Raw genomic sequence first — 23432 nt, 5'->3', positions numbered from 1 at the left:
GTCAGCCATCGCCGAACTGTGAGTTCGGCACCTTCGTGGGCGCGCGAACGTGCGCAACTCACGGTTCGGCGCACGCAGGCTCGACCATCGGGGGCTCGGCCGCGGGACGCGGGGCGGGCGGCGGGGGTGGGCGGGGCTAGAGCTTGAGCGAGGCGATCAGGTCGACGGCGTGGCCGGTGGAGAGCACGACGCGGGCGAATTCCTCGTCCACGAGGTCGATCACGACGGCCTGGCGCTTGCCCTTGATCGCGAGGAAGTCCTTGCCGCCGTGGAACTTCCACGTGCCGACCGCGAGGACGAGGGGCACCTCCACCCCCGGGGCACGGATTCCGCGGATCCAGATCCACGGGTCATCCGTGATCGCTACCGAGCGGATGTTGTCCCGTTGCACGACGATGTCGTCGCGCCGGAGGGCGAGCGTCCTCTCCGCCGGGGTCAGGTGGATCTCCAGCCGGTCAGGATGCACGCGCAGGGAAGCCATGCCCCCCAGTCTGCCCGGTCGCCGGACGTTTCCGCGTGTGGAAAGCTCACAAAGCCGTAACGCCCGACCAGGGCGGGGCTCGCCGCCCGCGTCGTCAGGCCGCCGGGCGCGCCGCGGCCGCGGCCTTCGCTGCGGCGGGGAGCGCGTCGAGAATTCGCCCGACGGCCGTGTCGTCGTGCGCGGCCGAGACGAACCAGGCCTCGAACACCGACGGCGGCAGCGAAACGCCGGAGTCCAGCATCGAGTGGAAGAAGGGGGCGTAGCGGAACGCCTCCTGGCGTTGCACCTCGGCGTAGGTGCGCGGCGCCGTTCTCACCGCCTCCGCCCCGAAGACGAAGCTGAAGAGGTTGCCGGCCCGCTGCACGCGGTGGGCGACGCCCTCGGCCGCGAAGGCCGCCGAGACGGCGTCGGAGAGGGTCGCGGAGACCGCGTCGAGCCGCGCATACACGGCCGCGTCGGCCGCTTTGAGGGTCGCGATCCCGGCGGCAACGGCCACCGGGTTCCCGGACAGGGTGCCCGCCTGGTAGACCGGGCCGGCCGGGGCGAGGTGGTCCATCACGTCGCCGCGCCCGCCGAGGGCCGCGACCGGCAGCCCGCCGCCGATGACCTTGCCGTAGGTGAACAGGTCGGGGGCGTAGCGATCCTCCGCGTCGGAAGCGAGGCCCGCGTTCTCGAGGCCCCAGTACCCGGCCGGGCCGACCCGGAAGCCGGTCAGCACCTCGTCGAGGATGAGCAGCGCGCCCTGCCCGTGCACGAGCGCGGCCAGTTCGGCGTTGAAGCCGGGGTCGGGGGCGACGACACCCATGTTCGCGGCGGCGGCCTCGGTGATCACCGCGGCGATCCGGTCGGGGTGCTTGGCGAAGGCGGCGCGCACGGCGCCGATGTCGTTGTAGGGCAGCACGAGGGTCTGCGCGGCGGTGGCCGCCGTCACACCGGCGGAGCCGGGCAGGGCGAGGGTGGCCAGGCCCGAGCCGGCCTCGGCCAGCAGCCCGTCGGAGTGGCCGTGGTAGTGGCCGGCGAACTTGATCAGCAGGTCGCGATTGGTGAAGCCCCGGGCCAGGCGGATTGCGGTCATCGTGGCTTCGGTCCCGGTGGAGACCAGACGCAGCTTCTCGACCGCGCTGACGCGGCCCTTGACCAGCTCGGCGAGCTCCGTTTCGGCCGGGGTGGAGGCGCCGAAGGAGAGGCCGAGCGCCGCGGCATCCTGCACCGCCTTGACGACGTCCGGATGCGCGTGGCCAAGGATCGCCGGACCCCACGAGCAGACGAGGTCGACGTAGTCGCGCCCGTCGGAGTCGGTGACGTACGGCCCGGAGGCCTTGACCAGGAAGAGCGGGGTGCCGCCGACGGAGCGGAAGGCGCGCACGGGCGAGTTGACGCCACCGGGGATGGAGCGCTGGGCGCGGGCGAACAGCTCGTCGTTGTGGGTCATCGGGCGTCTCTCTCGTTGAGCCAGGTCGCCAGTTCGACGGCCCAGTAGGTGAGCACGGCGTCCGCGCCGGCCCGTCGGATGCTGAGGATCGACTCTGCGACCGCGCGCTTGCGGTCGATCCAGCCGTTGGCCGCGGCGGCCTCGATCATGGCGTATTCGCCGGAGACCTGGTACGCCCACACGGGAACGCTGCTCATCGCGGCGACGTCGGCGAGCACGTCGAGGTAGCTGCCGGCGGGCTTGACCATGACGATGTCGGCGCCCTCATCGATGTCGAGCTGCGCCTCGCGCACGCCCTCGCGGCGGTTGGCCGGGTCGAGCTGGTAGCTGCGGCGGTCGCCCTCGAGCGTGGACTCGACGGCGTCGCGGAAGGGGCCGTAGAAGGCTGACGCGTACTTGGCCGAGTAGGCGAGCACCACGGTGTCGACGAAGCCGGACCGGTCCAGGGCGTCGCGGACCGCGGCGACCTGGCCGTCCATCATGCCGCTCAGGCCGAGAAGCTTCGAGCCGGAGGCGGCCTGGACGAGGGCCATCTCGCGGTAGCGCTCGAGGGTGGTGTCGTTGTCGACGCTGCCATCGACGGAGAGCACCCCGCAGTGGCCGTGGTCGGTGAATTCGTCGAGGCACAGGTCGGTCTGCACGACGAGCGCGTCGCCGACCTCGGCAACCAGGGCGCGGGTGCCGACATTGAGGATGCCGTCGGGGTCGGTCGCCCCCGAGCCGATCGCGTCGCGCTTCTCGGGCACGCCGAACAGCATGACTCCGCCGATGCCGGCGGCCGCGGCATCCGCTGCCGCGCGCCGGGCGCTGTCGATGCTGTGCTGCACGACTCCGGGCATCGACCGGATTGGCAGCGGCTCGGTTGTGCCCTCCCGGATGAACATCGGGAGCACGAGGTCGGCGGGGTGGAGTCGGGTTTCGCTGGCCAGGCGACGCAGTGCGGGGGTGGAGCGCAGGCGTCGCGGGCGAATGACGGGAGTGATCACCCCTCAACCCTACGTCGCCCCATCCGCCGAACTGTGAGTTTGGCACCTTCGCGGGCGCCGGGAAGGTGCCAAACTCACAGTTCGGCGAGGTGGGCTTGGGGGCGGCGCGGGGCGGGGCGGGCGGGGTTAGTGGGAGAGGGCGGCCTGGACGAGCGCCTCGATGAGGGACTCGGTGCTGCGCTCCCGGGCGACGACGTCGACCCGGAGGCCCACCGCCGCGGCATCCTTCGCGGTGCGCGGGCCGATGCAGGCGACCAGGGTTGCCTCCGGGACCGGGCCGAGCTGCTCCTGGACCTGCTGGGCCACGCTTCCGGATGTCACGAGCAGCGCCCGCACCCGGCCGGCCGCCACATCCTCCCGGACGCGTTCATCGACCGGCACCCCGATCGTGCGGTAGGCCACCACCGATTCGACGTCGTGGCCGACGCGGCGGAGCCCCTCGCTGAGCAGCGGCTTGGCGATTTCGGAGCGCAGGGTGAGCACGCGCAGCGGGATGACGCCGTTGGTGGCCGCCTCCCACTCCTCGAGCAGGCCGCGGGCCGAGTTGTCCTCGGACGGGACGATGTCCACCCGGTAGCCGGCGGCGACGAGCGCGGCAGCCGTCGTCTCGCCGACGGCCGCGATCCTCGTGCCGGCGGCGACGACCGCACGGTGGGAGGTGAGCACGTCGACCGTCGTGGCGCTCGTGACGGTCATCCAGTCGAAGCCGCCGGCGGCGAGCCGGGCCAGGGCCGCGTCGAGGGCCGGCGCGTCGTCGGTCGGGGCGAAGTTGATCATCGGCGCGACGATCGGCTGGGCGCCCTGGGCGCGCAGCTTGGCCGCGACCTGGTCGCCCCACGGGCCGCCCCGGGGGACGAGGACTCGCCAGCCCACGAGGGGCTTGGTCTCGATCGGCCGGGTCGGGTGGTGGCTGGTGGTCATGAGGTCACCTTCAGCGGAGCGAAGTCGGCCGCGCCGCCGGCCAGCAGTTCGCGCGCGGCCCGTTCGGCCACGTCTTCCGCGGCCTCGACGAGGTGCCGGGCAGAGTGGGACTCCGGGGTCGCCGCGTGGGAACTGGTGACCTTGCGGGTGCCGTCGGGGCTGTAGACGGTGGCGGTGAGGAAGAGCAGCCCGTCGTCGACCACGGCCGTCGCGCCGATCGGCGCGGCGCAGCCGGCCTCGAGGTGGGCGAGCACGAGCCGTTCGGCGGTCGTCGTTGCCTGGGTCCCGCCGTGGTTGATCGCGGCGAGGGCTTCGGCGAGCCGGCGGTCGGCCTGGTCCTGCCGGACCTCGATGGCGAGCGCACCCTGGCCGGGGGCGGTCGGCCACGCCGACAGTTCGAGGAGCTCGGGGGCGAGCGCGTCGAGGCGGCCCAGCCGGCCGAGGCCCGCGGCGGCGAGCACGACGGCGTCGAGGTCACCCTGGGCGACCCGGGCAAGCCGGGTGTCGACGTTGCCGCGGATGTCCACGACCTCGAGGTCGGGCCGTAGCGAGCGAAGCTGCGCGGCGCGGCGCGGCGAGCCGGTGCCGACCCTGGCGCCCTCCGGCAGGGTGGCGAGGGTGAGGCCGTCGCGGGCGCAGAGCGCGTCACGGGCATCCGCGCGTTTCGGCGTCGCGCCGATGACGAGGCCCGGGTGCGCGCCGGTGGGCAGGTCCTTCAGCGAGTGCACGATGAGGTCGCAGTCGCCGGCGAGCAGCGACTCCCGGAGGGCGCTGGCGAACACGCCGGTGCCCCCAAGGCTGGACAGGGACTCGCGGCTGGTGTCACCATGCGTGGTGATCGGGATGATCTCCACCGGGACCCCGGCCAGGGCCCCGATCCGGTTGGCGACCGCGGTGGTCTGGGCGAGGGCGAGGGCGCTGCCGCGCGTTCCGACGCGGATCACGGCGCTCACGGTGCCATCCCCGCGACGGCGGGCTTGAAGCCGAGCCGCACGTTCTCGCAGCAGCCCGGGCGGCACACGTCGTACCACGGGCCCAGCTCGGTCAGCGCGGGGCGCTCGGCCTCCGGGGTGTCGTTCAGCCGCTCGAGCACGAGGTCGACCAGCCCGCTGACGAAGGCGGGGTCGACGCCGGGCGTGGGCACGCGCACCGAAAACAGCCCGTGTTCCGCGGCGGACTCGGTGGCCTCGTTGTCGAGGTCCCACATGACCTCCATGTGGTCGCTGACGAAACCGAGCGGCACGATGACCACGGCACGGATGCCCCGGGCCGGCAGCAGGGCGATGGCGTCGTTGATGTCGGGCTCGAGCCACGGCATGCTCGGCGGGCCGCTGCGGGACTGGTAGACGAGTTGCCAGGGGGTCTCGACAGGCCCGGTCGCCGGTGCAGGCCCGGTCGCCGAGGCGGGCGTCGGCGCCGCGGTGCCGGCCATGATGGCGTGCGCGACGGCCAGGTGCTGTGCCGCGTAGGCGCCACCCTCGCCGAAGCCGCGCTCGGCCGGACCGCTCCTGGCGGCATCCGTCATCGGGATCGAGTGGGTGGAGAACAGCACCTCCACCTCGGTGACGAGGTTGATGCCGGGGACGGCCGCCGCGACATCCGCGAGGCCCTTGCGGACGCCCGTGATGAACGGAGTGACGAATCCGGGGTGGTCGAAGAACTGGCGCACCTTGTCGATCTGCACCTTGCCCTCGAGCCCGGTCGCGGACAGCGCCTCCGCGAAGTCCTCGCGGTACTGGCGGCAGCCGGAGTAGGAGCTGTAGGCGCTGGTGGCGATCGCCAGCAGGCGGCTGTGGCCGTTGGCGTGCGCCTCGGCGATCACGTCGCGCAGGTACGGGTCCCAGTTGCGGTTGCCCCAGAGCACCGGCAGGTCGACCCCGCGGCGCGCGAACTCGGCCTCGAGCGCGGCCTTGAGCACGCGGTTCTGGTTGTTGATCGGGCTGATCCCGCCGAAGTGCCGGTAGTGCTTTGCCACCTCTTCGAGGCGTTCCTCGGGGATGCCGCGGCCACGGGTGACATTGCGCAGGAACGGGATGACGTCGTCCTGGCCCTCCGGCCCGCCGAACCCGGCGAGCAAAATGGCGTCGTAAGCGGTCACTACTGCAGCACCTCGACGAGTTCGGCGGTGGTGATCCGGCGGCCGGTGTAGAACGGGACTTCCTCGCGGACGTGACGGCGCGCCTCGGTGTTGCGCAGCTCCCGCATCAGGTCGACCAGCTCGGTCAGCTCGTCGGACTCGATCGGCAGCAGCCACTCGTAGTCACCGAGCGCGAAGGCGGACACGGTGTTGGCGATCGCGCCGCGGAAGGCCGCGCCCTTGCGGCCGTGGTCGGCGAGCATCTTGCTGCGCTCGGCCTCCGGCAGGAGGTACCACTCGTAGCTGCGCACGAACGGGTAGACGGTCATCCAGCCCTTGGGCTCGACGCCGCGCAGGAAACCGGGCACGTGGCTCTTGTTGAACTCGGCGTCGCGGTGCACGCCCATGGCATTCCAGGTGGGAAGCAGGCTCTTGAGCAGACGGGTGCGACGCAGTTCCCGGTGCGCCCACTGCAGGGTCTCGGCCTCGGGCGCGTGTGTCCAGATCATCACGTCGGCGTCGGCGCGCAGGCCGGACACGTCGTAGAAGCCGCGCACGGTCACGCCCTCGGCCTCGACCAGCGCGATCACGTCGTCGAGCTCGTTCACGGCATGCGGAACATCGCGGCCGTCGAGGTCGTCAGGGTTGCCCGGATCCTTCCGCAGCACCGCGAACAGGGTGAACCCCTGCGGCGAAGCCTCGGGGGCGTCGCTCTCGGTGTGGGTGGGGGTGGCGGGCTGGGTCGTGTCTACTGCCTCTCCGGCAGCCGGGTGAGTCATAACTACTAGTCTCTACCGCTTTGCGGCCAGAGCCAAAAGCAGGTCAGCGCTGGAGCACCCGCCTGGCCCCGAGCCAGACCACCGTTCCGGCCACGGCGGCGGCGACAGCGGCAATGCCGAGCAGCGCCGCCGGGTTGTCGTCGCCCAATTTGCGGAGGCGCTCGGTCAGCTCCTGCCGGGCGTGGTGCAGCCGCTTGGGAACGTTGGCCTTGTACTCGAGCGCGTCCAGCGTCGACGCCAGCTCGACGCGAGCACGCGCGGCCTCGGCGCGCAACTCGGTCATGCCGCGGGCCGGGGCCGGGATGGTCTTCGGCTCAGTGCTCATAGTCGCCAAGTCCCTTCAGTGCGTCAACGTCGGCTCGGATGCTCGCGGTCACGCCCTCCGGATTGCTCGCGGTGCCCGCCTTGACCCGGTTCACGCCGATCAGGACAAGGATCGCGGCGACCAGCAGGAGGGCAACGAAGACGATCAGGGCGGCCAGCCAGAGGGGCAGGACGAGGGCGAGGGCGATCACCGCGAGCGCGACCAGCAGGCCGGTCGCGAAGAACGCGAAGACGCCCGCCACGGCGAAGAGCCCGACGCCGATGCCGACGTTTTTGGCCTTGCCGGCCATCTCGGCCTTGAAGGCCGCGAGTTCCGCCTTGACCAGGTTGCTGACCTGGCCGGGCAGCTCCCCGATCAGGGTGAACACTGACTGCTTCGTCTTCGGGTTGAATCCACTGGTGTTCATGGAACTCCCTCCCTCGCCTGCGGCGGCTAGTTGGCGGTCGGTTCGGACGAGTCGGTAGCGGCCGCTGCCGGCTTCGCAGCCGACTCGGCCGGCTTGGCGGTCGACTTCGCCGGGCGGGACTTGGCGCTCGTTGTGGCGCTGCCCTTGGCAACCTTGACCGCGGCGGCGGTGCGGGCCGCGGAGGCCGACTCGGCCGGGGCCGGCCTGGCGGACGTGTCCTGGACCTTGGTCTGGACCTTGCCCTGGACCTTGTCCTGGACCTTGCCCTGGACGGACGCGAACGCCTTCTTGCCGGCTTCGAACAGCACGGCCGGCACATCGCCGACGGCCTCGAGGGCGAAATCGCGCACCTCGGTGACCCGACGCTGGACCGGCGGCGCGTTCCACAGCTCCTTCGCCGACGCGGTGATCTGCTCGTAGCGCTTGCGCCCAGCGCGCGCGCCCAGCACGTATCCGACCAGTCCACCGGTGATGAACAGAAGCTTTCCCCGCATTGTCACTCCATTCGTCGACTTGCACGTGTGCACCAGCGTATCCCGCTTGTCCAGCCCGGCGAGCGTGGCGTGCGAAGGAGATCAATGCCCGGTCAGAGGCCGAGCGCGGCGTGCCGGACGCGGGTCGACGCGGCGAGGGCATCCGGGATGACGGAGGCCAGGCCCGTTCCGGCCAGCCAGGCGCCGGTGATGTCGATCCCCGGGATCGCGTCGAGCGTCTCGCGAACCCGGCGCACGCGGTCGGCGGCGCCGATCGTCGCGGGCGAGAGGGTGTCACCCCAGAGGGTTCGGGCGAACCCCCGCACGGCTCCGGGATCCAGGTCGACGCCGAGGAGCGCCGAGGCGTCGCGCAGGGCGAGGGCCTGGAAGTCGTCGTCGGACAGCCGGGCGACGGGGCTGTCCTGCCCGGCCCGGCCGTAGGACAGCCGCAGCACGTGCCGTCCGGGGCCGGCGGCCTCGGCGACCCAGGCCCACTTCGCGCTCACGTGGGTCAGCGCCTTCGCCGTGACGCCGGGGGTGCCGACCGCGACGAGCACGCCCGTGCCGCGCGGGTGCGCATCGAGGGCCGGCGCGTCGATGACGATCGTGGCGAGTTCGACGGCCGTCGCCTCCGGCCAGTCCAGCGAGGCGAGCGCCGCGGCTTCCGGCGTCACCCCGGCCAGCAGGCGGAGGGCCTGTGCGCCCGGGGTCGCGATGATCACGAAGCGGCCTTCCATCGTCGATCCGGGCTCGGCGGTTCCGGGCTCGGCGGCCACGGTCACTCGCCAGCTCGGCTCCTGGTCGCTGCCGGTGCGTTCGAGCGCGGTGACCGGCGAACCGGTCAGCACCTCCACGCCGTAGAGGTCGAGGTCGGCGCGCAGCGCGTCGACGAGCCGTGACATCCCGCCGCGAAGCCCGCCGATGGCAGAGCCGGCCGGCGCCGCGGAGCGCATGGCGGTCACGGCCCCGGAGAGCGAGCCGGTGGTGGTGAGCGCCGCGTTCAGGCCGGGGGCGACCACGTCGATCTCGAGGTCCGCGGCGGATGCCGAATAGACCCCGCCCGCCACGGGCTCGACGAGCCGTTCGAGCACCCGGCGGCCCATCCGTTTCCGCACGAGGTCGCCGAGGCTGTGCTCGCGGCCGATCTTCAGCACGGGCATGAGCCGGTCGAGATAGGCGCGCCAGGCGCCGCCCCAGCCGATCACGCGGCGCACGTCGTCGGCCAGCGGGGAGCCCGGAATGCCGAGCACGCCGGCCTGGGGCAGCGGCACGCTCACCGACGCCGCGGCAGACCCGGTAGCCGACCCGATCGCGGGCAGGTGGAGCCACGCGCCCGCGGGGTTCGGCGCGATGACCTCGCCGGCCAGGCCCAGCCCGTCGATGAACTCGGCCACCGTGTTCCGCCGCACGGCGAAGCTTTCGGCACCGCTGTCGAGGGTCAGGCCGGCGAGCTCGTGGGCGGCGACGGCGCCGCCAGGGGCATCCGCGGCTTCGAGCACGGTGACGCGGAGCCCGACGTGCGCGGCGGCCCGGGCAGCGACCAGTCCGGCCACTCCCCCGCCGATGACCAGGACGTCCCTCATGCCGGTGCCTTCCGCGTCAGTCATGTCGGGCGGGCGTTACGCCGCGCCGTGCTCGTGCACGAAGTCGACGATCCGGGTCAGCACGTCCGGGTCGGTTTCCGGCGGGACGCCGTGGCCGAGGTTGAGCACGTGCGCGGGCGCCAGTCGGCCGCGCTCGAGCACGTCGAGCACGTGCGCCTCGAGCACCGGCCACGGCGCGGCGAGGAGGGCGGGGTCGATGTTGCCCTGGATCGGCACGACGCCGCCGAGCCGGCGGTTGGCCTCGTCGAGCGGGATCCGGTAGTCGACGCCGACGACGTCAGCGCCGATCGTGTGCATCTCCTTGAGCAGCTCGCCGGTGCCCACCCCGAAGTGCACGACGGGAACGTTGCGCCGGATCTCGGTCGGGTCGGCGGCCTCGTCCTCGGTGCGTTCGAGGTAGGTGAGGTCGCGAACGTGCGAGATCGCCAGGGCGGAGGCCGGGGCGACGTAGCGGGCGTAGTCCTCGAGGGAGAGCGCGCCGGCCCAGGAGTCGAACAACTGCGCGGCGCTGGCGCCGGCGAGCACCTGGGCACGGAGGAACCGGCCGGTCACCTCGGCCGTCCAGGCCATTAGTGCCGCCCAGGCCTCGGGGTCGGCGTGCATGAGCGTCCGGGCGTGGATGTGGTCCTTCGACGGTCCGCCCTCGACGAGGTACGCGGCGAGGGTGAAGGGCGCCCCGGCGAATCCGATCAGCGGGGTGTCGCCGAGCCGGGCGACCGTGCGGGCGACCGCCTCGGAGATCGGCGCGAGGGCGTCGTCGAGGATGGCCGGGTCGAGGGCGGTGAGGGCCGCGACATCCTTCGCGGTGCGCGTCGCCGTGCCGAGGACCGGGCCCTTGCCGGCCACGATCTCGACGTCGACGCCGACGAGCTTGAGCGGCACGACGATGTCGCTGAAGAAGATGCCCGCGTCGACGCCGTGCCGGCGCACCGGCTGCAGCGTGATTTCGCTGGCCAGCTCCGGGTCGAGGCAGACGTCCAGCATCCGGGTGCCGACGCGGAGTTCGCGGTATTCGGGCAGCGAACGGCCCGCCTGGCGCATGAACCAGACCGGGGTCACGTCGGGCCGGGTGCCCTGGTAGGCGCGGATGAGGCGGGAGCCGGCGGTCAGGCCGGAGGCGAGGGGGTGCTGCGCGTCGAGGTTCACACCCGCAATTCTGTCAAACATCCATCAACGTCACGATTCGGGGCGTTCGGCGGCGCGACGTAGAATCGAGGATGTGCTGATTTGTCTGTCCGCGAGTCACAAGAACTCCAGCTTCGATGTGCTGGAGAAATTGTCCGTCGGCGCCAGCGCCTCCGCGGACCGGATGCTCGAGCGCCACACCGCCCTCAGTGGCGCCGTTATCGTCGCCACCTGCAACCGCTTCGAGGCATACCTCGACCTCGATGAGCCGTTCGGCGTCTCGCCGCTGCCGGCGGTTTCCGCCGCCATCGAGGCGATCAGCGCCAGCACCGGCGTCGCCGCGGACACCCTGCGCGACACCCTCGACCTCGTGCACGGCAACGGGGTCGCCGAGCACCTGTTCGCCGTGACGAGCGGCCTCGAATCCGTCGTCGTCGGCGAGGGGGAGATCGCCGGCCAGGTGCGTCGCGCCCTCGAACAGGCCCGTGCGCACGGCACCACCAGCGGCGAGCTGGAGCGGCTGTTCCAGCGCGCCTCGCAGACCTCGCGCGGGGTCAAGAACCGCACCGGCATCGGCGCGGCCGGGCGCTCGCTCGTGCGCCTCGCCCTCGAACTGGCCGAAAGCCGCGTGAGCGACTGGGCCGAGACCCGGGTGCTCCTGGTCGGAACCGGCCGCTACGCCGGCGCCTCGCTGGCCGCCCTGCGCGATCTCGGGGCCGAGAACGTGCGGGTCTACTCGCCGTCCGGCCGCGCCGACAAGTTCGCCAGGTCGCACGACATCGAGGCGGTCCCCGAACTCGGCTTCGCCCGCGAGGCCGCCGGGTCCGATCTCATCCTCACCTGCACGACCGTCGGCCACCACGTGATCGACGCAGCCCTCCTCGCGGCTGGCCGCGCGCTCGTCGCCGAACAGCGGATCGTGCCGGACGGCGTCACGCTCCTCGCCGGCCCGGCGGATGCCGCGGCTGTTGCGGCTGTTGCGGCTGTTGACGTTGCGGGCGCGCTTGCTCCGGCTGCCGCCGCCGAGCCGGCCGAACCGCTCGAGGCGCCGCGCCAGCTCATCATCGACCTCGGGCTGCCCCGCAACGTCGACCCTGACGTCAGCCTCGTGCCCGGCGTCGAACTCCTCGACCTCGAGACCATCCGCATCCACGCCCCGCTCGAGGAGTTGAACTCGACCAGCGAGGCGCGGCAGCTCGTGACCAAGGCGGCGCGGAAGTTCACGGCCGTGACCGAGGAGCAGAGCCTCGCGCCGGCCGTCGTGGCCCTGCGCAGCTACGTCTTCGACCTGCTCGACGCCGAAATCGAGCGGGCCCGCGGCCGCGGCGACGCGAGCGAGCAGACCGAGGCGGCGCTGCGGCACCTCGCCGGAGTGCTGCTGCACACGCCGATGGTGCGTTCGCGTTCGCTCGCCCGCGCCGGGGAGCAGGAGTCGTTCCTGGCCGGCCTCGACGCGCTCTTCGGCATCCAGGTCTCCCTGCCGGCCGCGGGCACGGCGCAGGCGGCCCCCGACGCCGCGCGCGACTCCGGCACCGCGGCCTCGTGACCCGGCCCGTCGGCCTAACTCTCCCGGTCGACGCGCGTCCGATCCGCACCGACCGCTTGCTGCTGCGACCGCTGACCGAGGCCGACGCGGACGACGTCTACTCGTACCAGTCCCTGCCCGAGGCGGTGCGGTACCTGCCGTGGCCGCTGCGCGACCGGGAGGAATCCCGCGAGCACACCCTGAAACGGGCCGGTTTCACTCGGCTGGCCGCCGACAAGGACGCGATCATCCTCGCGGCGGAGCTGCTCGGCCCGGACGGGGAGCCGGGCCCGGTGATCGGGGACCTGAGCATTTTCCTGCAGAGCGCAGTGAACGCGCAGGTGTCGATCGGCTGGGTGTTCCATCCGGTTCGGCACGGCCGGGGATACGCCACCGAGGCGGCCAGGGCGGTGCTGGAGTTCGCCTTCACTGACGTGGGCGCCCACCGGGTCTTCGCCGAGGTCGACCCCCGGAACATGGCATCCGTGGCCCTCTGCCTGCGCCTGGGCATGCGGCTCGAGGCGCTTTTCCTCGAGAACGAGATCTTCAAGGGCGAGTGGAGCGACCTCTCCGTGTACGCGATCCTCGAGCGCGAGTGGGGCGCCGGGCGCTAGCCGCGCCTGCCTGTCGGCGAGACTCCCCTTTTCTGCCGAGAGTACCCGTTGCACCGGCGACCCTCGGCAGAAACGGCGATTGTCGGCACGGCGGAACCTCTGCGAGGCTGGGCGGATGCGAGCGGTCTATTTCGAAGAGTTCGGCGCCCTGCCCGAGGTGCGCGAGCTGCCGGACCCCGTGGCGAGCGCGGCGGGCGTCGTCGTGCGGGTCGAGGCGACGGGCGTCTGCCGGAGCGACTGGCACGGCTGGATGGGTCACGACCCCGACATCCGTCTGCCGCATGTGCCCGGGCACGAACTGGTCGGGGTGATCGACTCGGTCGGCCCCGACGTTCGCCGCTTCGCGGTGGGCCAGAGGGTGACCGTGCCGTTCGTCTGCGCCTGCGGCGCGTGCCCGGAGTGCGCGGGCGGCAACGGCCAGGTCTGCCGCAACCAGACCCAGCCGGGGTTCACCCACTGGGGCTCGCACGCCGAACTGGTCGCGCTGCACAACGCCGACGTCAACCTGATCGCCCTGCCCGACAACCTCGACGCGGGCGCCGCCGCCCTGCTCGGCTGCCGGTTCGCGACCTCCTACCGCGGACTGGTTCACCAGGCGCGGCTGGTCGCCGGCGAAACCCTGGTGGTGCTGGGCTGCGGCGGGGTGGGGCTCTCCGCCGTCATGATCGGTCGGGCGCTGGGCGCCCGGGTGGTCGCTGTCGACATCAGCGACGCCGCCCTCGAAGCCGCGGCACGGGTCGGCGCCGAACACACGGTCAACTCCGCCGGGCTGGCCGAGTCCGAGGTGCTGGCGCGGATCCGCGAGTTCGCCCCGGATGGTGCGGAGGTCACGCTCGAGGCGCTCGGCCGGGAGAGCACCGTGGCCGTGGCCATCCGCTCGCTGGCCATCCGCGGGCGGCACGTGCAGATCGGGCTCCTGCCGGAGGACCCCAAGGTTCCGCTCGGCGTGGTCATCGCGCGGGAACTGACCGTGCTCGGCAGCCACGGGATGCCCGCCCACGACTACTCCGAGCTGCTCGCGCTGGTCACCTCCGGCCGGCTGCGCCCGCAGGACCTGATCAGCCACCGGATCACCCTCGAGGATGCTCCCGCCGCCCTCGCCGCGATGTCCGCGCCGGCGCCGGCCGCGGGCGTCACTCTCATCGAGGTTGCCCGCCCCGCCCGTTCGTAACTCCTCCAGTTCGCAACCGTCGCCCGGTCGCGCCGCGCAATCACGCGGAAGCGCAACGTCCCCGGCGCGAACTGGAGGAGTTATGCGCACCGCGCGCGGGGCATCCGCCCGCCGTTGCGCCGTCGAGGGTCGAGCGGGTGTCAGGCGCCGCGGAGGCGCTCGGCGAGGTAGGCGTCGAGCTTGTCGAGCGGGATGCGCTCCTGGGCCATGGTGTCGCGGTCACGTACGGTGACGGCCTGGTCGTCGAGCGAGTCGAAGTCGACCGTGACGCAGTACGGCGTGCCAATCTCGTCCTGGCGGCGGTAGCGCCGCCCGATCGCGCCGGCGTCGTCGAAGTCCACGTTCCAGGACTCGCGCAGCCGCGCCGCGAGCGCCTTGGCCATCGGCGACAGGGCCTCGTTGCGCGACAGCGGCAGCACGGCCACCTTGACCGGCGCCAGGCGCGGGTCGAGCTTGAGCACGGTGCGCTTGTCGACGCCGCCCTTCGCATTGGGCACTTCCTCCTCGTGGTAGGCGTCCACGAGGAACGCCATCAGCGAGCGCGTCAGCCCGGCGGCCGGCTCGATCACGTAGGGAACCCAGCGCTCGTTCTTCGTCTGGTCGAAGTACGAGAGGTCCTTGCCGGATGCGGCCGCGTGCGTCTTCAGGTCGAAGTCGGTGCGGTTCGCCACGCCCTCGAGCTCGCCGAACTCGCTGCCGCTGAAACCGAAACGGTACTCGATGTCGACGGTGCGCTTGGAGTAGTGCGAGAGCTTGTCCTGGGGGTGTTCGAAGAGGCGCAGGTTCTCCGGGTTGATGCCGAGGCCGGTGTACCAGGCCATCCGCGCGTCGATCCAGTACTGGTGCCATTCCTCATCCGTGCCGGGCTCGACGAAGAATTCCATCTCCATCTGCTCGAACTCGCGGGTGCGGAAGATGAAGTTTCCCGGGGTGATCTCGTTGCGGAAGCTCTTGCCGGTCTGGCCGATGCCGAACGGCGGCTTCATCCGCGACGCCTGCAGCACGTTGGCGAAGTTCACGAAGATGCCCTGCGCGGTCTCCGGGCGCAGGTAGTGCAGGCCCGACTCGTCGTCGACCGGGCCGAGGTAGGTCTTGAGCAGGCCGGAGAAGGCGCGCGGCTCGGTCCAGGCGTTGCGGTTCCCGCAGTTCGGGCAGGGGATACCGTCGAGCCCGCCCTCCGCGGCGCGGCCCTTACGCTCCTCGAACTCTTCCTCGAGGTGGTCGGCGCGGAAGCGCTTGTGGCAGCTGGTGCACTCGACCAGCGGGTCGCTGAAGACCTCGACGTGGCCGGAGGCCTCCCAGACCTGCTTGGGCAGGATGACGGATGAATCGAGCCCGACGACATCCTCGCGGCCGGTGACCATCGTGCGCCACCACTGCCTCTTGATGTTCTCCTTGAGCTCCACGCCGAGCGGCCCGTAGTCCCAGGCGGACCGTGACCCGCCGTAGATTTCACCGGCCTGGAAGACGAACCCGCGGTGGCGGGCGAGGGCGATGACGGAATCGAGACGGGAGAGTGCGGCCACGGTGGCTCCAATGGTCGAGGGGGAGGAAGAGGGAACGCCCCATTTTAGGCGCTCGACCGGCGCCACATTCCCCTGCTGCTAGCGTTGGCGAGGAAGTCCGCCGCCAGCCGCGGGTTCTCGAGGGAGAGAAAATGAGCACGACATCCGGCAGCCAGAAGGATGCCACCGGGGATTCCACGGGCCTGGACCTGATTCCGGATCGACTGCCCGTGGCCGTGGCCGAGGAGGTCCTCGAGGCCGAGCGCCGCAACTGGACTCCGGCGAAAATCGCGCTCTGGGCAGGGATTTCCCTGGTCGGCGCGGTGAGCTGGGTCATGCTGGCGGTGGTTCGCGGCGAGACCGTCAACGCCGCCTGGTTCGTCTTCGCTGCCGTCGCCACCTACCTGATCGCCTACCGGTTCTACTCCCGGTTCATCGAGAAGCACCTGCTGCGGCCCGACGACCGCCGGGCGACTCCGGCCGAGTACAAGGCCGACGGCAAGGACTACGCCGTCACCGACCGCCGGGTGCTCTTCGGGCACCACTTCGCCGCCATCGCCGGCGCCGGCCCACTCGTCGGCCCGGTCCTGGCCGCCCAGATGGGCTACCTGCCCGGCACGATCTGGATCATCGTCGGCGTCATCCTCGCCGGTGCGGTCCAGGACTACCTGATCCTGTTCTTCTCGATGCGCCGCGGCGGCCGCTCGCTCGGCCAGATGGCCAGGGACGAGCTCGGCGTCATCGGCGGCACCGCCGCCCTCGTCGCGACCCTCGTGATCATGGTCATCATCGTGGCTATCCTCGCCCTCGTCGTCGTCAACGCGCTGGCGGAGAGCCCGTGGGGCGTCTTCTCGGTCTCGATGACCATCCCGATCGCCCTGCTGATGGGCGTCTACCTGCGCTTCTTCCGGCCGGGCAAGGTGACCGAGGTCTCGATCATCGGCTTCGTGCTGCTGATCGCCGCCATCATCGGCGGCGGGATGATCGCCGGCACCGAGTGGGGCGCCGCGTTCTTCCACCTCGACAAGGTCACGATCGCGTGGGGCATCATCATCTACGGCTTCATCGCCGCGATCCTGCCGGTCTGGCTGTTGCTCGCCCCACGGGACTACCTCTCCACCTTCATGAAGATCGGCACGATCCTCATGCTCGCCGTCGCGATCGTGATCGTGCGGCCGGAAATCACCGTCCCCGCGGTCAGCGAGTTCGCGGCGACCGGCGGCCCCGTGGTCAGCGGCTCGCTCTTCCCGTTCCTCTTCGTCACGATCGCCTGCGGCGCGCTGTCCGGATTCCACGCGCTGATCGCCTCGGGCACCACGCCCAAGCTCGTCCAGAAGGAGCGCCAGACGCGGTTCATCGGCTACGGCGGCATGCTGATGGAGTCCTTCGTCGCGATCATGGCGCTCGTCGCCGCGCTGTCGATCGACCGCGGGATCTACTTCGCCATGAACTCCCCCGTCGCCCTCACCGGCGGCACCGTCGAGGGCGCGGTCGCCTTCGTCAACAGCCTCGGCCTGACCGGGGTCAACCTGACCCCCGACATGCTCACGCAGACCGCGCAGAACGTCGGCGAGGAATCCATCGTCTCCCGCACCGGCGGAGCGCCGACGCTCTCCGTCGGGCTCGCCCACATCATGCAACAGGTGGCCGGCGGCACCGGGATGATGGCGTTCTGGTACCACTTCGCCATCATGTTCGAGGCGCTGTTCATCCTCACCGCCGTCGACGCCGGCACCCGGGTCGCCCGGTTCATGCTGCAGGACAGCCTGGGCAACTTCTTCCCGAAGTTCAAGGACACCTCGTGGCGCACGGGCGCCTGGCTCGCCACGGCGGTCATGGTCGGGGCGTGGGGCGCGGTGCTACTGATGGGCGTGACCGACCCGCTCGGCGGGATCAACACGCTCTTCCCGCTCTTCGGCATCGCCAACCAGCTGCTGGCCGCGATCGCGCTGGCGGTCTGCATGGCCATCGTCGCCAAGCGCGGCAACTTCCGCTACCTGTGGATCGTGGCCCTGCCGCTCGCGTTCGCGGCCGTCGTGACCATCTACGCGTCCTTCCTGAAGATCTTCTCGACCGTGCCGGCGGTGGGCTACTTCGCGCAGAACAGGGCGTTCTCTGAGGCCCTCGCGGCCGGGGAAACCAGCTTCGGCGCCGCGCCGACGGTGCAGGCGATGGAGGCCGTCGTGCGCAACACGATGGTGCAGGGGCTGCTCTCGATCCTCTTCGTCACCCTGGCCATCATCGTCATCGTCACCGCGATCGTCGCCACCTGGAAGGCATACCGCTCGGGCTCGAACACGACCGACGAGGATGCGGCCGTGCAGTCCCGGATCTTCGGCCCGGCCGCGTTCGTGCCGACCAGGGCCGAGAAGGAGCTCGAGGTCCAGTGGGACGCCCAGGCCGCGGAGCTGAAGGCGGCACTCCCGCCCAAGCCCGCCCGGTCCGGCCGATGAGGGCCGTCCTCGCCGCGGTGCGCAGCGGCGCCAGGGGAATCGCCTGGTTCGTCCGCGGCGTACTCGGCGAGGACGCCTACGACAAGTACGTCGCGCACCACGCGGCGACCCACGGCGGAGCGGAGGCCGGAGCCTGCGGCATCGGCGAGCCCGTGATGACCGAGCGCGAGTTCTGGCGCGACCAGACCGACCGGCAGCAGAAGAACCCGCAGAACCGCTGCTGCTGAGGTCGTCCCCGCCGTGCGCGGCCGGGAGGCCGGGAGGCCGGCTCAGGAGAATCCGTGATCTGGCCGACTGCCGCCGCTGGAGGACGGGGCGCGCGTTTGCCCGGTCCCGGTTTCTCCTGAGTTAGCCGCGGGCGAGTGCGGCCAGGCCGTGACGCCCGAACCGGGCAATAGGCTCGGGGCATGAGCGAGTCCTTCCGCCGCATGCTGCGCGCCCTGCCGGATTTCCCCGAGGGACTTCCCGCCTTCGACCCGGCGACGGCGCCGGCCGACCCGGCCGACCTGTTCACGCGATGGCTGGACGAGGCCCTGGCTGCCGGCGTGCGGCAGCCGCACGCCTTCAGCCTGGCCACCGCGGGCGCCGACGGAACCCTGTCCTCCCGGATGCTCATCCTGAAGAACATCGACGAGCACGGCTGGCACTTCGCCACGGCGACCACCTCGCGGAAGGGCCGGGAACTGGCCGTCAACCCGCGGGCCGCGATGAACTTCTACTGGTCGGAGCTCGGCCGGCAGGTGCGCGTGAGCGGGACCGTGGCCCTGCTGTCGGCGGAGGCATCCGCCGCCGACTGGGCCGATCGACCCGCGGCCGACGAGTCGGCCAACCCGAGCTGGCAGCTGTATGCCCTGCGGCCGGCGGAGATCGAGTTCTGGCAGGCCTCCGCCGACCGGAACCATATCCGGCACCGCTACAGCCTCTGACCGCTATAGCCCTTATGGTGGCCGGATGGCGAAGACGGCACTCATCATCGGCGGCACCGGGCAGATCGGCCTGGCGGCCGCGTCCCGGCTGGCTTCGGCGGGCTGGGCGGTGACCGTCGCCCACCGCGGGCAGCACACGCCCGCGCTGCCGGCGGATGCCCGGAGCATCCGGTTCGACCGCGCCGACACGGCCGCGCTGCACGCCGCCGCCCGCGGCCACGACCTCGTGCTCGACACGGTCGCCTACGACACCGTGCACGCCGACCAGCTTGCCGGGCTGGCCGGCCACGTCGGCTCGCTCGTCGTGATCTCCACCGGCTCGGTCTACCTCGGCCGGAACGGCTCCTACCTCGACGTGGCGACGGACGAGGTCTTCCCGGACTTCCCGGTGCCGCTGACCGAGGCCGACCCGGCCGTCGACAACGCCGAGCAGACCTACTCGCCGCTGAAGGCCGCGATGGAGCGCCGTCTCCTGGCCGCCGCCGACCTGCCGGTGAGCATCCTCCGGCCGGGCGCGATCCACGGGCCGAACAGCCCGGCCCTGCGCGAGTGGTTCTTCATCAAACGGGTGCTCGACGGCCGGCGCCGGGCGGTGCTCGCCTACGACGGCGCCAGCCGGTTCGGCACCTCGGCCACCGCGAACATCGCCGAGCTCGTTTTCCGGTGCGCCGAGCGGCCGGGTCGACGCGTGCTCAATGCCGTCGACGACGAGGCGCTCACCGTGGCCGGGATCGGCCGGGCGGTGTTCGATGCGATGGGGCATGAGGCCGAGATCCTCACGTTCACCGGGCCGCCCCTGGGCGAGCTCGGGTCGAGCCCCTGGGGCATCCCGAACCCGATCGTGCTCAGCATGGCCGCCGCCCGCGAGCAGCTCGGCTACGCGCCGGCCGTGAGCTACGCCGAGGGCCTGGCCGACGACATCCGCTGGGTGACGGATGCCGTCGCTTCGGCCGAGCGCCGCGGCGGGTCCTGGCAGCAGCTCTTCCCGTCCATCGTGAATCGCTACGGCGCAAACGGTTGGTTCCCCTACGCCGCCGAGGACTCGTTCGCCGGCTGAATCAGCCGGCTGAACGAACCGGCTGGGCCGCTATTCGGTCAGCGCGTACGCCGTGCGCAGCCAGCCGGCGAGCTCGGCGTCGACCTCGGCCGTCGTGCGGATCACGATCTCGTTGAGCCAGCGATTGCGGGAGACCTGCTCCGACTTGCGGATGCGCTCGCTCACGATCGGTTCGGACGTCACGAGGTTCAGCAGTACGGCGCCCGACCGCGGATGGATGCCGAGGAACGCGCGGCCGTTCGTCACGTGCAGGGAGCCCTGCTTCTCCTCGATCTCGTGGCCGCCGAGCTGGGCCAGGGCACCCTGGAGGATCTCGAAGATCTCGCGGGCCGCGTCATCCGCCTGGATTCGTTCGATCGCCGTCGCTGCCATGCCCCCATGATCCACCTCACCCCCGCGAAAACGCAGTTGTGCGCGCTAAAACGCCCTCAGAAGGCGCACAACTGCGGTTTCGCGGGAGGTGGCGGGAGGCGCGAGAGGGTCAGTGCACGTATTCGAGGAGGTCGAGGCCGATCGCCCGCATGCCGTCGAGCACGGATAGCCGGGAGGAGAGCTTCGTGTCGGCGAACGACATCGACACCGCGTAGGTCACGCCGGCCCGCGGGCCGCGGAGGATGCCGGCCTCGCTGCGGACGCCGGCATCCGTGCCCGTCTTGTTGACGAGCAGGATGCCGTGGTCGCCGTCCCGGTGCGCGAGCGGGTCGAGCCCGAACGCGCTGGCCACCATCGACAGGTCGGTGTTCAGCGAGAGCCAGCCGATGACGCGTTCGCTGGCCTCGGCGTCGACGATCTCGCCGCGGGCGAGCGCGGTGAGCAGCCAGGTGAGTTCCTTCGCGCTGCCGACCGAGAGCTGCGGGGCATCGTCCGGGCCACGCTGGTCGCGGACGAGGTCGAGCAGGGCCGTGCGGGAGAGGCCGAGCTGCTCGGTGCGTGCGCGCACCGCGTCGAGCCCGACGGCGCGGATGAGCACGTTCGTGGCCAGGTTGTCGCTCGCGGCGCCGACCAGGGCGGCGAGGTCGGCGACCGGCAGCGAGGGCGCCTGCAGGTGCTGCCAGATGCCGGGGCCGCTCACCGCGTCGGCGGCGGTGCGGTCGAGGATCGTGTAGACGCCGAAGTCGGCGTCCCGGAGGCGCGCGGCCACCTCGATCAGGAGGAGGATCTTGCCGATGCCCGCCGTCGGCATTTCGACGTGGTCGTCGACCGAGAAGAGCACCCGGCCGGTCGTCAGGTCGGTCGCGCGGGCGGACACCTGCACGCCGTCCATCGCCAGCTCGCCGAGGGCCTGGAAGCCGCGGCCGAAGTTCTCGTGCGTCTCCGGGCCCTTGTGCTTGCCCTTGCGCTCGGCGGAATGCCTGGAGCGTCGCTCTGCATCCTGGGTCGGCTTGGACAATTCGCGCGCGGCTTTCTCTCGGTGCGGGTAAGAATACCCCGCGATTACCCTACGTCACAGCCGGGCGGCCGGCCTCACCAGGTCGTGACGCCAGCCCGGGCCTCACCAGATCGTGACGCGCTTCCCGGGGTCGAGCCAGAGGGCATCCGTTTCGGTGACCCCGAAGGTCGTGTAGAACTCGTCGATGTTGCTGACGATCTGGTTGCAGCGGAACTCGTTGGGCGAGTGCGGGTCGATCGCCAGCAGGCGGATGACTTCCTCGTCGCGACCCTTCATCTGCCAGGCCTGCGCCCAGGAGAGGAAGAAGCGCTCGGCGCCGGTCATGCCGTCGATCACCGGCGGCTCCTGGCCGTCCAGCGACAGGAGGTAGGCCTTCCAGGCGATCGACAGGCCGCCGAGGTCGCCGATGTTCTCGCCGATGGTGAGCGCGCCGTTGACGTGGTGCTCGGGGACCTGCTTCGGGGCGAGGGCGTTGAACTGCTCGATCAGCGACTTGGTGCGCTCCTGGAACGCGGCCTTGTCCTGCTCGGTCCACCAGTCGATCAGCAGCCCGTCGCCGTCGTACTTCGACCCCTGGTCGTCGAAGCCATGGCCGATCTCGTGCCCGATGACCGCGCCGATTGCCCCGTAGTTGGCGGCGGAATCGCGGGCCTCGTCGAAGAACGGGAACTGCAGGATGGCGGCCGGGAAGACGATCTCGTTGAAACCCGGGTTGTAGTACGCGTTGATCGTCTGCGGCGTCATGAACCACTCGTCGCGGTCGAGCGGGTTGCCGATCTTGCCGAGCTCCCGGTGGAACTCGAACTCGCTCGCCGCACGGACGTTCGCGATGAGGTCGCCGGCGTCGATCGACAGGGTCGAATAGTCGCGCCACTTCACCGGGTAGCCGATCTTGGGCGTGAACTTGTCGAGCTTCTCCAGGGCGCGGGTGCGGGTCTCGTCGGTCATCCACTCGAGGCCGGTGATGCTCTGCCGGTAGGCCTCGACGAGGTGGCCGACGAGCACGTCCATGCCGGCCTTGGCGCTGGGCTTGAAGTGCCGCTGCACGTAGATGCGGCCGACCGCCTCGCCGAGCGCGCCCTCGACGAGCGAGACGCCGCGCTTCCAGCGGTCGCGGATCTGCGGGGTGCCGCTGAGCGTGTGGCCGTAGAACTCGAAGTTGGCGGCGACGAAATCGCTTGAGAGGTACGCGGCGCTCGAACGGATGACCTGCCAGCGCAGCCAGTCCCGCCAGGCGTCGAGCCTGTCCTCGGTCAGCATCTCGGCGAGCCCGGTCACGAAGCTCGGCTGGCGAACGACGAGCTCCGCGAAGGCGGCCTCGGGGGCGTCGAGCCCTTCCAGCCAGAGGTGGAGGTCGGCCCCCGCGGCGAGCGCGGACACCTGCCCCCAGGTCTTGAGGTTGTAGGCCAGCTCGCTGTCCCGGGACTTCACGTTGTCCCAGTGGTGACGGGCGAGTTCGGTCTCGAGGTCGAAGACGCGCTGCGCGCGGGCCCCGGCGTCGGAGAAGCCGGCGAGGCCGAACATCCGTGCCTGGAAGGCCCGGTAGGCGTCGCGGACGGAGGCGAACTTCTCGTCTCGGTAGTAGGACTCGTCCGGCAGGCCGATGCCGCCCTGCTCGAGGAAGACGAGGTAGCGCTCGGGGTTGCCCGGGTCGTTGTCGACGTAAAGCGCGAAGGCACCGGCGACACCCTTGCGCTCGAGCCGGCCGAGCGTGCCGAGCAGGCCCGGGACGGAGGTGACGGCGTCGACCGTGGCGAGGTCGGCCGCGAGTGGCGTCGCGCCCAGCTTCTCCACGCGCTCCTCGTCGAGGAAGCTCGCGTACAAGTCACCGAACTTGCGTTCCTCGGTGCCCGCCGGGGCGGTCTGGGCCTCGAGGATGATCGCGCGCACGGCCTTCTCGGACTCCTCGGCGAGGAGGTAGAACGACCCCCACCGGGCCTTGTCGGCCGGGATCTCGGTGCGGGCGATCCATTTTCCGTTCACGTGTCGGAAGAGATCGTCCTGCGGGCGAACGCCCGGGTCGAGTTCTGAAGTGTCGATGCCGGATGCGGTCCCCTGGTCAGTCATGCGCACCAGCCTATTCCGTCCTCCCTTCGCCGAACTGTGAGTTCGGCACCTTCGCGGGCCCCGGGAAGGTGCCAAACTCACAGTTCGGCGGGATGGGCGAGTGGGCGGGCGGCGG

The 23432-nt window shown here is 71.3% G+C and carries 23 protein-coding genes; 7 read left to right on the top strand and 16 right to left on the bottom strand.

Annotated features, from left to right (window positions below):
- Nucleotides 1-136: 136 nt before the first annotated feature.
- From E3O23_RS11045 to hemE, 12 genes are all read right to left on the bottom strand, one after another.
- Entirely contained in the window at nt 137-481 is a 345-nt protein-coding gene (locus E3O23_RS11045) for a hypothetical protein (protein ID WP_134490974.1), read from the bottom strand.
- Nucleotides 482-575: 94 nt separating this feature from the next.
- A complete protein-coding gene (gene hemL / locus E3O23_RS11040) occupies nt 576-1913 on the bottom strand; it encodes a glutamate-1-semialdehyde 2,1-aminomutase (RefSeq protein ID WP_134490972.1) in 1338 nt (445 codons plus the stop codon).
- The gene (hemB, locus tag E3O23_RS11035) at nt 1910-2896 is read right to left on the bottom strand and encodes a porphobilinogen synthase (RefSeq protein ID WP_420897664.1); all 987 of its coding nucleotides are present in this window, start codon (nt 2894-2896) and stop codon (nt 1910-1912) included. Before hemB ends, hemL begins: the two co-directional genes overlap by 4 nt.
- Nucleotides 2897-3025: 129 nt before the next feature.
- Nucleotides 3026-3820, bottom strand: coding sequence for a uroporphyrinogen-III synthase (locus E3O23_RS11030; RefSeq protein ID WP_134490968.1), 795 nt, complete (start codon nt 3818-3820; stop codon nt 3026-3028).
- Nucleotides 3817-4773: a hydroxymethylbilane synthase gene (hemC, locus tag E3O23_RS11025; RefSeq protein ID WP_134490966.1), complete on the bottom strand. Its 957-nt coding sequence runs from the start codon at nt 4771-4773 to the stop codon at nt 3817-3819. The genes E3O23_RS11030 and hemC overlap by 4 nt, the downstream gene beginning before the upstream one ends.
- Complete coding sequence (locus E3O23_RS11020) at nt 4770-5918, bottom strand: ferrochelatase (RefSeq protein ID WP_174776636.1); 1149 nt, start codon at nt 5916-5918, stop codon at nt 4770-4772. Before E3O23_RS11020 ends, hemC begins: the two co-directional genes overlap by 4 nt.
- Nucleotides 5918-6676, bottom strand: a complete 759-nt coding sequence (gene hemQ, locus E3O23_RS18275; protein ID WP_134490962.1) for a hydrogen peroxide-dependent heme synthase — start codon at nt 6674-6676, stop codon at nt 5918-5920. The genes E3O23_RS11020 and hemQ overlap by 1 nt, the downstream gene beginning before the upstream one ends.
- Nucleotides 6677-6719: 43 nt before the next feature.
- Nucleotides 6720-7001, bottom strand: coding sequence for a DUF3618 domain-containing protein (locus E3O23_RS11010; RefSeq protein ID WP_241983441.1), 282 nt, complete (start codon nt 6999-7001; stop codon nt 6720-6722).
- Complete coding sequence (locus E3O23_RS11005; RefSeq protein ID WP_134490960.1) at nt 6991-7407, bottom strand: phage holin family protein; 417 nt, start codon at nt 7405-7407, stop codon at nt 6991-6993. The genes E3O23_RS11010 and E3O23_RS11005 overlap by 11 nt, the downstream gene beginning before the upstream one ends.
- Nucleotides 7408-7433: 26 nt before the next feature.
- On the bottom strand, nt 7434-7901 hold the full coding sequence (locus tag E3O23_RS11000; protein WP_174776635.1) for a YtxH domain-containing protein: 468 nt from the start codon (nt 7899-7901) through the stop codon (nt 7434-7436).
- Nucleotides 7902-7993: 92 nt separating this feature from the next.
- Nucleotides 7994-9463 carry a protoporphyrinogen oxidase gene (gene hemG, locus E3O23_RS10995; RefSeq protein ID WP_241983440.1) on the bottom strand — a complete coding sequence of 490 codons (1470 nt, stop codon included), beginning with the start codon at nt 9461-9463 and terminating at the stop codon, nt 7994-7996.
- A gap of 36 nt (nt 9464-9499) precedes the next feature.
- Nucleotides 9500-10651, bottom strand: a complete 1152-nt coding sequence (hemE, locus tag E3O23_RS10990; protein WP_134490956.1) for a uroporphyrinogen decarboxylase — start codon at nt 10649-10651, stop codon at nt 9500-9502.
- 52 nt (nt 10652-10703) lie between these two features.
- On the opposite strand from hemE, the gene E3O23_RS10985 reads away from it, so the two are divergent.
- From E3O23_RS10985 to E3O23_RS10975, 3 genes are all read left to right on the top strand, one after another.
- A complete protein-coding gene (locus E3O23_RS10985; RefSeq protein WP_134490954.1) occupies nt 10704-12155 on the top strand; it encodes a glutamyl-tRNA reductase in 1452 nt (483 codons plus the stop codon).
- Nucleotides 12152-12748 carry a GNAT family N-acetyltransferase gene (locus E3O23_RS10980; RefSeq protein ID WP_134490952.1) on the top strand — a complete coding sequence of 199 codons (597 nt, stop codon included), beginning with the start codon at nt 12152-12154 and terminating at the stop codon, nt 12746-12748. Before E3O23_RS10985 ends, E3O23_RS10980 begins: the two co-directional genes overlap by 4 nt.
- Nucleotides 12749-12863: 115 nt before the next feature.
- Nucleotides 12864-13919 carry a zinc-dependent alcohol dehydrogenase family protein gene (locus E3O23_RS10975; RefSeq protein ID WP_134490950.1) on the top strand — a complete coding sequence of 352 codons (1056 nt, stop codon included), beginning with the start codon at nt 12864-12866 and terminating at the stop codon, nt 13917-13919.
- A 140-nt stretch (nt 13920-14059) separates the two neighbouring features.
- On the opposite strand, the gene E3O23_RS10970 is transcribed toward E3O23_RS10975, so the two are convergent.
- Nucleotides 14060-15445, bottom strand: a complete 1386-nt coding sequence (locus E3O23_RS10970; RefSeq protein ID WP_134490948.1) for a glycine--tRNA ligase — start codon at nt 15443-15445, stop codon at nt 14060-14062.
- Between the two features lie 131 nt (nt 15446-15576).
- Here E3O23_RS10970 and E3O23_RS10965 point away from each other — a divergent pair, with 131 nt between their 5' ends.
- From E3O23_RS10965 to E3O23_RS10950, 4 genes are all read left to right on the top strand, one after another.
- Nucleotides 15577-17877 carry a carbon starvation CstA family protein gene (locus E3O23_RS10965; protein ID WP_134490946.1) on the top strand — a complete coding sequence of 767 codons (2301 nt, stop codon included), beginning with the start codon at nt 15577-15579 and terminating at the stop codon, nt 17875-17877.
- Nucleotides 17874-18104: a YbdD/YjiX family protein gene (locus E3O23_RS10960; protein ID WP_134490944.1), complete on the top strand. Its 231-nt coding sequence runs from the start codon at nt 17874-17876 to the stop codon at nt 18102-18104. Before E3O23_RS10965 ends, E3O23_RS10960 begins: the two co-directional genes overlap by 4 nt.
- Before the next feature lie 180 nt (nt 18105-18284).
- Nucleotides 18285-18803, top strand: a complete 519-nt coding sequence (locus E3O23_RS10955; RefSeq protein WP_134490943.1) for a pyridoxine/pyridoxamine 5'-phosphate oxidase — start codon at nt 18285-18287, stop codon at nt 18801-18803.
- A 25-nt stretch (nt 18804-18828) separates the two neighbouring features.
- Complete coding sequence (locus tag E3O23_RS10950; protein ID WP_134490941.1) at nt 18829-19860, top strand: NAD-dependent epimerase/dehydratase family protein; 1032 nt, start codon at nt 18829-18831, stop codon at nt 19858-19860.
- Nucleotides 19861-19890: 30 nt separating this feature from the next.
- Here E3O23_RS10950 and E3O23_RS10945 read toward each other — a convergent pair whose 3' ends face one another.
- The 3 genes from E3O23_RS10945 to E3O23_RS10935 form a co-directional block, all read right to left on the bottom strand.
- A complete protein-coding gene (locus E3O23_RS10945; RefSeq protein ID WP_134490939.1) occupies nt 19891-20232 on the bottom strand; it encodes a DUF5655 domain-containing protein in 342 nt (113 codons plus the stop codon).
- A 109-nt stretch (nt 20233-20341) separates the two neighbouring features.
- Nucleotides 20342-21250 carry a serine hydrolase gene (locus E3O23_RS10940; RefSeq protein ID WP_134490937.1) on the bottom strand — a complete coding sequence of 303 codons (909 nt, stop codon included), beginning with the start codon at nt 21248-21250 and terminating at the stop codon, nt 20342-20344.
- Between the two features lie 102 nt (nt 21251-21352).
- Nucleotides 21353-23317 carry a M13 family metallopeptidase gene (locus E3O23_RS10935; protein ID WP_134490935.1) on the bottom strand — a complete coding sequence of 655 codons (1965 nt, stop codon included), beginning with the start codon at nt 23315-23317 and terminating at the stop codon, nt 21353-21355.
- Between the last annotated feature and the right edge of the window lie 115 nt (nt 23318-23432).

The organism is Cryobacterium tagatosivorans (assembly GCF_004402215.1).
Classification (GTDB): Bacteria; Actinomycetota; Actinomycetes; order Actinomycetales; family Microbacteriaceae; genus Cryobacterium; species Cryobacterium tagatosivorans.
Note: the sequence above shows the minus strand (reverse complement) of the source record. Positions and strands in the feature narration are given on the sequence as shown.

Excerpts from the sequence above, each read along its gene's own strand:
- E3O23_RS11045 (WP_134490974.1), bottom strand. The coding sequence starts at position 481 with ATGGCTTCCCTGCGCGTGCATCCTGACCGGCTGGAGATCCACCTGACC.
- hemL (WP_134490972.1), bottom strand. The coding sequence starts at position 1,913 with ATGACCCACAACGACGAGCTGTTCGCCCGCGCCCAGCGCTCCATCCCC.
- E3O23_RS11030 (WP_134490968.1), bottom strand. The coding sequence starts at position 3,820 with ATGACCACCAGCCACCACCCGACCCGGCCGATCGAGACCAAGCCCCTC.
- hemQ (WP_134490962.1), bottom strand. The coding sequence starts at position 6,676 with ATGACTCACCCGGCTGCCGGAGAGGCAGTAGACACGACCCAGCCCGCC.
- E3O23_RS11010 (WP_241983441.1), bottom strand. The coding sequence starts at position 7,001 with ATGAGCACTGAGCCGAAGACCATCCCGGCCCCGGCCCGCGGCATGACC.
- E3O23_RS11005 (WP_134490960.1), bottom strand. The coding sequence starts at position 7,407 with ATGAACACCAGTGGATTCAACCCGAAGACGAAGCAGTCAGTGTTCACC.
- E3O23_RS11000 (WP_174776635.1), bottom strand. The coding sequence starts at position 7,901 with ATGCGGGGAAAGCTTCTGTTCATCACCGGTGGACTGGTCGGATACGTG.
- hemG (WP_241983440.1), bottom strand. The coding sequence starts at position 9,463 with ATGAGGGACGTCCTGGTCATCGGCGGGGGAGTGGCCGGACTGGTCGCT.
- hemE (WP_134490956.1), bottom strand. The coding sequence starts at position 10,651 with ATGTTTGACAGAATTGCGGGTGTGAACCTCGACGCGCAGCACCCCCTC.
- E3O23_RS10975 (WP_134490950.1), top strand. The coding sequence starts at position 12,864 with ATGCGAGCGGTCTATTTCGAAGAGTTCGGCGCCCTGCCCGAGGTGCGC.
- E3O23_RS10965 (WP_134490946.1), top strand. The coding sequence starts at position 15,577 with ATGAGCACGACATCCGGCAGCCAGAAGGATGCCACCGGGGATTCCACG.
- E3O23_RS10960 (WP_134490944.1), top strand. The coding sequence starts at position 17,874 with ATGAGGGCCGTCCTCGCCGCGGTGCGCAGCGGCGCCAGGGGAATCGCC.
- E3O23_RS10955 (WP_134490943.1), top strand. The coding sequence starts at position 18,285 with ATGAGCGAGTCCTTCCGCCGCATGCTGCGCGCCCTGCCGGATTTCCCC.
- E3O23_RS10950 (WP_134490941.1), top strand. The coding sequence starts at position 18,829 with ATGGCGAAGACGGCACTCATCATCGGCGGCACCGGGCAGATCGGCCTG.
- E3O23_RS10945 (WP_134490939.1), bottom strand. The coding sequence starts at position 20,232 with ATGGCAGCGACGGCGATCGAACGAATCCAGGCGGATGACGCGGCCCGC.
- E3O23_RS10935 (WP_134490935.1), bottom strand. The coding sequence starts at position 23,317 with ATGACTGACCAGGGGACCGCATCCGGCATCGACACTTCAGAACTCGAC.